This is a genomic window from Pseudomonas sp. GM24, from assembly GCF_000282235.1.
In the GTDB taxonomy this organism is placed as follows: domain Bacteria; phylum Pseudomonadota; class Gammaproteobacteria; order Pseudomonadales; family Pseudomonadaceae; genus Aquipseudomonas.
In genome coordinates this window covers 1-8,359 of the sequence record NZ_AKJR01000225.1, presented here as the reverse complement: position 1 = coordinate 8,359, position 8,359 = coordinate 1, and the positions used below count along the sequence as shown (strand labels likewise).

8 protein-coding genes are annotated in these 8,359 nt (G+C 60.6%); 7 read left to right on the top strand and 1 reads right to left on the bottom strand.

All coding sequences use genetic code 11. From position 1 onward, the window contains the following. The 6 genes from PMI23_RS24420 to PMI23_RS24395 all read left to right on the top strand — a co-directional run. On the top strand, positions 1–413 hold a 413-nt coding region (locus PMI23_RS24420; protein WP_007950175.1), incomplete at its 5' end, for an ABC transporter permease subunit. A 1-nt stretch (position 414) separates the two neighbouring features. Then, positions 415–2,100 (top strand): ABC transporter ATP-binding protein, encoded by a 1,686-nt coding sequence (locus PMI23_RS24415; protein WP_238539565.1) that lies wholly within the window; start codon positions 415–417, stop codon positions 2,098–2,100. A 114-nt stretch (positions 2,101–2,214) separates the two neighbouring features. Then, positions 2,215–2,736 (top strand): DUF3455 domain-containing protein, encoded by a 522-nt coding sequence (locus PMI23_RS24410; RefSeq protein WP_007918256.1) that lies wholly within the window; start codon positions 2,215–2,217, stop codon positions 2,734–2,736. Positions 2,737–2,899: 163 nt separating this feature from the next. Then, on the top strand, positions 2,900–3,433 hold the full coding sequence (locus tag PMI23_RS24405; protein WP_007918254.1) for a sigma-70 family RNA polymerase sigma factor: 534 nt from the start codon (positions 2,900–2,902) through the stop codon (positions 3,431–3,433). Beyond that, complete coding sequence (locus PMI23_RS24400; RefSeq protein ID WP_007918252.1) at positions 3,430–4,122, top strand: anti-sigma factor; 693 nt, start codon at positions 3,430–3,432, stop codon at positions 4,120–4,122. Before PMI23_RS24405 ends, PMI23_RS24400 begins: the two co-directional genes overlap by 4 nt. A gap of 216 nt (positions 4,123–4,338) precedes the next feature. Then, the gene (locus PMI23_RS24395) at positions 4,339–4,701 is read left to right on the top strand and encodes a hypothetical protein (RefSeq protein WP_007918249.1); all 363 of its coding nucleotides are present in this window, start codon (positions 4,339–4,341) and stop codon (positions 4,699–4,701) included. Between the two features lie 71 nt (positions 4,702–4,772). Here the strand turns inward: PMI23_RS24395 and PMI23_RS24390 are convergent, their stop codons facing one another. Continuing rightward, entirely contained in the window at positions 4,773–5,864 is a 1,092-nt protein-coding gene (locus PMI23_RS24390) for a DUF1615 domain-containing protein (protein ID WP_007918247.1), read from the bottom strand. A 268-nt stretch (positions 5,865–6,132) separates the two neighbouring features. Between PMI23_RS24390 and PMI23_RS24385 the strand changes: the two genes are divergently transcribed. After that, on the top strand, positions 6,133–8,337 hold the full coding sequence (locus PMI23_RS24385; RefSeq protein WP_007918244.1) for a TonB-dependent receptor: 2,205 nt from the start codon (positions 6,133–6,135) through the stop codon (positions 8,335–8,337). Positions 8,338–8,359: the final 22 nt, after the last annotated feature.

The following is an 8,359-nucleotide window of genomic DNA, read 5'->3' as shown; positions in this document are numbered from 1 at the left end:
GCTGGTGGTTGCTGGGGATCATGGCGCTGTTTTCCTGGCTGGCGCTGGTTGATGTGGTGCGCGCCGAGTTCCTCCGTGGGCGCAATCTGGAATACGTCAAAGCCGCGCGAGCGCTGGGTCTGACCGACAACGAACTGATGTGCCGGCATATTCTGCCCAACGCGATGACCTCCACCCTCACCTATCTGCCATTCATTCTGACTGGTGCGATTGCGACGCTGACTGCGCTGGATTTTCTTGGCTTCGGCATGCCCGCTGGCACCGCGTCGCTGGGCGAATTGATCGGTCAGGCCAAGCGCAACCTGCAAGCGCCGTGGCTAGGGCTGACGGCGTTTTTTGCCTTGGCACTGATTCTGTCCTTGTTGGTTTTTATTGGTGAGGCTTGCCGTGATGCATTCGATCCCCGGAGCTGAGATGAACGACAATTTGATCGAGATCCGCGATCTGCGCGTGGCCTTCGCCGGGCAAGAAGTGGTGCACGGTTTGAACCTGGATATTCGCCGTGGCGAATGTCTGGCACTGGTCGGTGAATCCGGCTCGGGCAAGTCGGTGACGGCGCATTCGATTCTGCGTTTATTGCCGGGCAAGAACGTCAGCAGCAGCGGCGCGATCCGCTACAACGGCGTGGATTTACTGCACGCCAGCGAGCAGCAGATGCGCGGTTTGCGCGGCAACCGCATTGCGATGATTTTTCAGGAGCCGATGACCTCGCTCAATCCGTTGCACACGGTGGAAAAGCAAGTCAGCGAAGTACTGGAGATTCACAAAGGCCTCAAGGGCCGTGCTGCCCGCGAACGGACTCTGGAGCTGCTGGAACTGGTCGGCATTCGCCAGCCGTTGCAGCGCTTGAAAGCCTATCCACATCAACTCTCCGGTGGTCAGCGGCAACGGGTGATGATCGCCATGGCGCTGGCCAATGAGCCGGAGCTGTTGATCGCCGATGAGCCGACCACGGCGCTCGACGTGACGGTACAGCAGAAGATTCTTGAGTTGTTGATCGAGTTGCAGCAACGCCTCGGCATGTCGCTGTTGCTGATCAGCCATGACCTCAATCTGGTGCGGCGCATCGCGCAACGGGTGTGCGTGATGCGCCATGGTGAAATCGTCGAGCAGGCGGATTGCGAAGCGTTGTTTCGCGCGCCGCAGCATCCTTACAGCCGCTTGTTGATCGAGGCTGAGCCGAGCGGTGGGCCGGTGCCGAGTGAGTATGATCACAACCTGCTCGAAGTTGATGATTTGAAGGTGTGGTTTCCGTTGCCCAAGGCGTTGTTCAGCCGCCAGCAGGATTACATCAAAGCGGTGGACGGCGTGAGTTTCACCCTGCAACGGGGCAAGACTTTGGGTATTGTCGGTGAGTCAGGTTCGGGTAAATCGACGCTGGGTCAGGCGATCCTGCGGTTGGTCGAGTCCGAGGGCAATATCCGTTTTGGTAACAAGCAACTGAGCTTGCTCAATCAACGTTTGATGCGGCCGTTGCGGCGGCAGATTCAAGTGGTGTTCCAGGACCCGTTCGGCAGCCTCAGCCCACGGATGTCAGTGCAGCAGATTATTGCCGAAGGCTTGCTGACTCACGGCATCGGCACCGAGGCCGAGCGTGAGGCGGCGGTGATTCGGGTGCTGGAGGAAGTCGGCCTCGACCCGCAGAGCCGCCATCGTTATCCCCACGAGTTTTCCGGCGGCCAGCGCCAGCGAATCTCCATCGCCCGGGCGCTGGTGCTGGAACCGGCGCTGATTCTGCTCGATGAGCCGACATCGGCGCTGGATCGTACGGTGCAGAAACAGGTGGTGGAGTTGTTGCGGCAATTGCAGATCAGGCATGGGCTGACCTATTTGTTTATCAGCCATGACCTGGCGGTGGTGCATGCGTTGGCGCATGACTTGATGGTGATCAAGGATGGCAAGGTGGTTGAGCAGGGTTCGTCGCGCGAGATTTTCGCCGCGCCCAAACACCCCTACACCCAAGAGCTCTTGAACGCCTCCGGCCTGAAGCCCGACACAAAACCCTGTGGGAGCTGGCTTGCCAGCGATGGCGCCGGGTCAGTCGACATCCCCTTCGCTGACCCACCGCTATCGCTGGCAAGCCAGCTCCCACAGGTATAGAAGTGGTCCAAAAAATATTTTTCAGGCACTGCATCCAAACACCTCCGCCACGGGTAGTCCTTGTAACAGCCCTCTTCGGCTGTCAGCGGTTTACCCTTTTCGGAGATAACACTGATGAACATCACCCAGCTGATTGGCCTCACCGGTTTGCTCGCCCTGTCCTCGACGACCTTCGCCCAAAGCAGCTATCCCGACGCGATCAAAGTCCCGGACGGCCACAAGATCGCGATGGAAACCACCGGCGTCGGTGAGATCACCTACGAATGCCGGGACAAAGCCAATGCGCCCGGGCAGACCGAGTGGACCTTCGTCGGCCCGAAAGCGGTGCTCAATGATCGCAGCGGCAAGCAGGTCGGCACCTACTTTGGCCCGCCGGCTACCTGGCAGGCCAAGGACGGTTCGAAAGTCACCGGCACGCAATTGGCCGTGGCGCCGTCCAGCCCGGGCAACCTGCCCTATCAACTGGTCAAGGCCAATCCGGCCGAAGGCAAAGGCGCGATGAGCGGCGTGAGTTACATCCAGCGCGTCGCACTCAAGGGCGGCGTAGCGCCGGGCAGTGAATGCACGGCGGCGAACAAGGGCAAGCAGGAAGTGGTGAAGTATCAGGCCGATTACATTTTCTGGGCGGCGAACTGATTCCCGGATTTACCGCCCCCCCTGTAGGAGTGGGCCTGCTCGCGATAGCGGAGTGTCAGCCAACATATGCATCACTGACACACCGCTATCGCGAGCAGGCGAAGGCCTACAAGGGGAATCATGTGTTCTGGATGTTTGCGGAATGTGAGCTAGATTGCACGACATGCCTTTAGCCGAATCCGCGTTCGATTACGAAGCCCGCCTCGCTGCCTGTGCCCGTGGCGAGCGTGCGGCCCTGCGCGATTTGTATGTGCAGGAAGGCCCGCGTCTGCTCGGTGTGGCCAAGCGTCTGGTGCGCGATACGGCGCTGGCGGAGGACATCGTTCATGAGGCGTTCATCAAGATCTGGAACGGCGCGGCGGGGTTTGACCCGGCACGCGGTTCGGCGCGGGGCTGGATGTTCACGGTGACGCGGCATCTGGCGCTGAATCTGCTACGCGATCAGGGCCGGGAAACACCATTCGACGAAGCTCACGAAGTGGCTGCAGACGATGACGGCTTCGACGCCCAAGTTCATTCGGCGCGTATCCACCGTTGCCTTGAGCAACTGGAGCCGCAACGCCGCCACTGCATCCTGCATGCCTATGTCGACGGCTACAGCCACGCGCAGATTGCCGCGCGCCTCGACACGCCGCTGGGCACGGTCAAAGCGTGGATCAAACGCAGCCTCAACGCCTTGCGGGAGTGCATGGGATGACCAGCGAATCAGCGCAAGACCGCGATGAACTGGCCGGCGAATATGTGCTCGGCACGCTTTCTTTTGAACAGCGGATCGAGATGCAACGACGCTTGCCCAACGAACCCGAATTGCGTGCAGCGGTGGATGCCTGGGAGCGGCGCCTGCTGGAGTTGACTGATCTTGCCCCCTCGCAGCAACCGTCTGCGCTGTTGTGGCCGCGCATCGAACGCAGCCTCGACCGACTCACGGCAAAAGCGCCGTCGACTTCATGGTGGAACCTGCTGCCACTCTGGCGCGGGTTGAGTGCTATCGGATTGGCCGCCACGTTGATTTTGGGTTCGATCCTGTTGACCCAGACCACGCCGAAACCAAGCTTTCTGGTGGTGCTGGTCGCGCCGCAGGACAAGGCCCCGGGCTGGGTGATCCAGGCGAGCAATTCGCATGAGATTCAGCTGATTCCGCTCGGCGTGGTTGAGGTGCCGGCGGACAAGGCCCTGGAATTCTGGACCAAGGCTGACGGCTGGCAAGGGCCGGTTTCACTGGGACTGGTCAAACCCGGGCAGGCCTTGTCGGTGCCGCTGGACAAGTTGCCGCCGCTGCAACCCAATCAGTTGTTCGAGCTGACACTTGAGGGTGCCAATGGCTCGCCGATCGGCAAACCGACCGGGCCGATTCAGGCGATCGGGCGTGCTGTCAAAGTCTTGTAACATTCCCCTGTAGGAGGCTGCCGAAGGCTCGGGCCGCGATCGGACGATCTTTTGACGTTTTCAGAGATCAAGATCAAAAGATCGCAGCCTGCGGCAGCTCCTACATCAACCATCATTGCTATCGATGTTCACCATCACGGCAATGAAGTTCTCATAAAAAATCTCCGGCGTAACATCGGCTCCATACCAACCAACAACACCCCGGAGCACACCATCATGAAACGCCAAACCCTTCTCGGCATCGCTTTCTCGGTCTTCGCTATCAACGCTTTCGCCGCCACCCCGGCCCACACCATGATCGCCGAAGGCGGCTCGGACAAACTGATCGAAAGCCGTGTGGCTGAAGGTGGTTCGGATCGTCTGCTTGAACGCCGCGTTGCTGAAGGTGGTGCGGATCGTCTGCTCGAACGCCGCGTTGCTGAAGGTGGTTCTGATCGTCTGCTTGAACGTCGCGTTGCTGAAGGTGGCGCTGATCGTCTGCTGGAACGCCGCGTCGCCGAAGGTGGTTCGGATCGTCTGCTGGAACGCCGCGTCGCCGAAGGTGGTTCGGATCGTCTGCTCGAACGCCGCGTTGCCTGAATGCATGGCTGCAAGCGCAACACCCCAGAGAAACCCGGCTCCCTCAGCCGGGTTTTTTATGCCCGGTTGTTTTATTCGGCCTTGGCCATGCAGCGCTTGTAGCGCTCATCCACGCGTTTGGCAAACCAGGCCGTCGTGAGCTTGCGGGTGATCTTCGGACTCTGCAGTACGATCCCCGGCAACACCGCACGCGGCAGCTTTTTCCCCTCCGCTTGCTCCGCCAGTTCGAACACCCGCTGATAGAGTTTGGTCTCTTCGAATTCCAGGGTTTTGCCCTTCTCCAGTTGATCGCGAATGGTCGGGTTGCGCATGCCCAGCGACTTGCCGAGAGTGCGTACCGCCAGTTCCGTGCCGCCGGGCATGATCGAGTCGTAGCGGATCAGGTCGCCATCCAGCGCCAGTGGAATGCCCGAGGCGCGACTGACCGCATTCTGAAACGCAGCATTGCGACTGGCGTACCAACCGGCGTTGAAGTCGGCAAACCGATACAGCGGCTCGCGATAACTCACCGGATAACCGAGCAAATGCGCGATACCGAAATACATGCCACCACGGCGGCTGAACACTTCACGGCGGATCGTGCCGTCCACCGGGTACGGATAATCCTTGGCGTGTTGCTCGGCAAACTCGATGCTGACCTGCATCGGCCCGCCGGTGTGCACCGGGTTGAAGCCGCCGAACAGCGTGCGGCCCATCGGCACCCGACCGATGAAGTCGTCGAAAATGCCACTGAGTTCTTTCTCACTGCGTGCCGCATTCAGGCGTTCGCTGTAGGTCTTGCCGTTGGTTGAACGCACTTGCAGAGCGCCGCTGACCAACAGGCTGGGAATATGCACTTTGGCGGCGCGGCGATCGATTTCGTCGCGGGCGATTTTGCCCAGGCCGGGCACGGAGGGGTCGGCCTGGAAGGTGGATTCCTGCTCGGCGACGGCCAGTACCGAACACAGATTCTGCGTGGTCGGGCTGATGTTTTGCGCGGCAAATGCGGCGTAGATATCGGTGGCCCAGCCTTGCCGATCGGCCGTCTTGGCCGGCATCAGCCGCACAATCTCGGCCTTCACTTCGGCAGGCGCACGCGGCACCGGCTCCTGGCTGCGCTGCCCCGCGCAACCGGCGAGCACCAGCAGTGCGGCGAGCGTGATCGGTAATCGAAAGTTGTGCATGTAACTTCATCCAGTCCGTTGTGCCGGGTTCACCATACGTTCAATGGTATGGCGCAGGCTAGGACTGCGCTGATCTGGCCCTGTTCCCTTGATGTTCATTTCCCTGCGCCGCCAAGTGCCCCGAAATAGAGCTTCCAACGGCTGATGACAAACTGATTGCAAAACGTTACTGAGAAAATCTATCATTTGCACCTGGAGTCGCATTTGCGCAAGGAGTTCCCGCGCCGCCCTTATTTTTCTCACCGGCCGTGCGCCTCCAGGTATCTACATGCCCGCTTCAGCTCGACTCGCCGTCCCGTTTCGCCCGACGCTTCTCGCCCTGCTGTGCTCCCTGACTGTCACCGCTTACGCCGCCGAAGGCGATACCAAAGCGCTGGTGCTGGACGACGTCAACGTCAATGCCCAGGCCCCGACACCTGGTGCCCTGCCTCCGGTCTACTCCGGCGGACAAGTTGCCCGCGGTGGGCAGCTCGGCGTGCTGGGCAATCAGGACATGATGGACGTGCCGTTCAGCGCCGCGTCCTACACCGAACAATTGATTCAGGATCAGCAGGCCGAAAACGTCGCCGACGTGCTGCTCAACGATTCGTCGGTACGTCAGGCCTCGGGTTTCTCCAACCAGGCGCAGGTCTTCATGATTCGCGGCCTGCCGCTGAACGGCGACGACATTTCCTATAACGGCCTGTACGGCGTGCTGCCACGGCAGATCATTTCCACCGACGCGCTGGAGCGCGTGGAAGTGTTCAAAGGCCCGAACGCCTTTATCAACGGCGTGACCCCGACCGGTTCCGGCATCGGCGGTGGCGTCAACCTGCAACCGAAGCGCGCCGGCGACGTGCCGTTGCGTCGCTACACCACCGACATCAACAGCGAAGGCCGTATCGGTCATCACTTCGACATCGGCCAGCGTTTCGGTGAAGACAACCGCTTCGGCGCCCGGATCAACCTGTCCCAGCGCGAAGGCGACACCGGTATCGATCACGAGAACCAGCGCTCGAAACTGTTCGCCATCGGCCTCGACTATCGCGGCGATGCCCTGCGCATTTCCGGCGACTTCGCCTACCAGAAAGAACGCGTCAACGGTGGCCGCAACTCGGTCAACCTCGGCACCGCCACACACATTCCGGACGCGCCGTCGGCCGATACCAACTATGCGCCGAAGTGGGGCTACACCGACATCGAAGACACCTTCGGCATGCTCCGCGCCGAGTACGACCTGAACGACAACTGGACCGCCTACGCGGCCGGCGGCGCCAAGCACACCCGCGAAGTCGGGCGCTACAACTCGACCACGCTGGTCGGCAACAGCGGCGCTTCGTTCACCACCGGCTCGTTCATTCCCCATGACGAAGACAACACCAGTGTGATGGCTGGTCTCAACGGTAAATTCAACACCGGCCCGGTCAGCCACAAACTCAATTTCGGCCTGACCGGCATCTGGGCCGAACAGCGCAGCGCCTATGATTTCGACCTGACCCAATACGCCAACAACATCTATCACCCGGTGCAAACCCCGTCGCCAGTGGGCAATTTTGCCGGCGGCGACTTGAATGATCCGGGCATCGTCGGCAAGACCTTCAACCGCAGCATTGCGATTTCCGACACCCTCGGTTTCTTCGACGATCGCCTGCTGGTCACCGCCGGCCTGCGTCGCCAACAACTGGTGGTGCAAGGTTACAACTACGCCAGTTGGGGCAGCGGCGATCGCAAGTCGAGCTACGACGAATCGATCACCACGCCGGTGTACGGCGTGGTGTTCAAACCGTGGGAACACGTGTCGTTCTACGCCAACCACATCGAAGGCTTGGCCCAGGGCCCGACCTCGCCGACCAGTTCTGGCGGATTCCGTGTGACCAACGGCAACGAAGTCTATGCACCGGCACGCTCCAAGCAGACCGAAGTCGGGGTGAAAGTCGACATGGGCACTTACGGCGCCAGCCTGGGTGTTTATCGCATCGAACAGCCGAGCGATGGTTACTGCGAAATCGACAGCGCCACTACCTGCACCTACGTGCGTGAAGGCGAGCAGGTCAACAAAGGTGTGGAAATGAACGTGTTCGGCGAGCCGATCCAGGGCCTGCGCCTGATCAGCGGCCTGACCCTTATGGACACAGAGCTGAAGAACACCCTCAACGGTGCCAACGACGGCAACCGTGCGATCGGCGTGCCGACCTTCCAGTTCAACGCTGGCGCTGACTGGGATGTACCCGGTCTGCAGGGCGTAGCGCTGAATGCGCGGATGCTGCGTACTGGCGGCCAGTACGCCGATGCGGCGAACAATCTGAGCCTGCCGACCTGGAACCGTTTCGATGCGGGTGCGCGTTATGCGTTCAAGGTGTCGGAAAAAGACGTGACCGTGCGTCTGGGTGTGGAGAACCTGGCGAACAAGAAGTACTGGGAATCGGCTCAGGGTGGGTATCTGACTCAGGGTGAGCCGCGGGTGGCGAAGCTGTCCGGCACCATTGATTTCTAAGCTTGAAAAGCCCCTCACCCTA